This is a genomic window from Vibrio sp. D173a (assembly GCF_030248475.1).
In genome coordinates this window covers 1-869 of record NZ_JAHGAH010001333.1, presented here as the reverse complement: position 1 = coordinate 869, position 869 = coordinate 1, and the positions used below count along the sequence as shown (strand labels likewise).

General features: G+C 46.4%; 2 protein-coding genes. One reads left to right on the top strand and one right to left on the bottom strand.

Annotated elements, in window-relative coordinates; all coding sequences use genetic code 11:
• On the bottom strand, window positions 1-160 hold a 160-nt coding region (locus KIV40_RS33185), incomplete at its 3' end, for a GntR family transcriptional regulator (protein WP_285353645.1).
• Between the two features lie 207 nt (window positions 161-367).
• On the opposite strand from KIV40_RS33185, the gene KIV40_RS33180 reads away from it, so the two are divergent.
• Window positions 368-869: transporter substrate-binding domain-containing protein (locus KIV40_RS33180; RefSeq protein ID WP_306431934.1), on the top strand; the 502-nt coding region annotated here is incomplete at its 3' end.

The following is an 869-nucleotide window of genomic DNA, read 5'->3' as shown; positions in this document are numbered from 1 at the left end:
GCGACACTTTTAGCTGCTGAGACAGCTTGCGGCATGAGGGTAACGCCTGCTCTGGTGCGAAGATCCCGGCCAAGATAGCCTTAACCAGATACTCTCGCACTTGTTCTTGTAGGCTCCTGGTTGAGTCAAACTCAATAAAACACTGATAGTCGATAGCCACTACGTCAACCTCCACTATTATTCTACGAAAACCATATATCTTTGGCTGGAGCAAGAAATAGACCACAACCAATATGGTTATTATTTATTTACAATCTCATAGCTGTCCCATTGCGATTTAGAAATTGGCTCTACCTAATAATCCCTTCGAATATCTAAAGTGAAAGTGTTCAAGAAAAACGTTCACGATATTTAAAAGGATGGATATATGGGACATGGAATGAATGTAAAAAAATGGTTTTCGCTAGCGGCTATAACACTGGCAGTGGGAACATCAGCGAGTGCCCTCAGTGCGGATCTTCCTCAGGTATTAGAGTCTGGCGTACTCAAGGTAGCCACTGAGGATAATTACTCTCCGTTTAACTACATTGCGAAAGGTCAACCAAGCGGCATCAACAAGGACCTGCTTGATGAGCTTCGCGAGTATGCCAAGTTCGACGTGAAACAAGATATCTTACCGTGGACTGGCCTACTTGCCTCTGTCTCAGCGGGACAGTACGACCTTGCGCTCACCGGTGCTATCGTCACGGATGCTCGCCTTCAAGTCTTCGATTTCACGCCACCTATCGCTTCTGCGCAACACTACTACCTTGCTCGAACCAAGGATGATTCTATCTCTGGCGTGTCAGATTTAGATGGTAAAACTGTCGGCCTACAGGCAGGTAGTGCCTTGTTGGAGCGCTTGCCGGAGCTCAAAACTATGCTAGAAG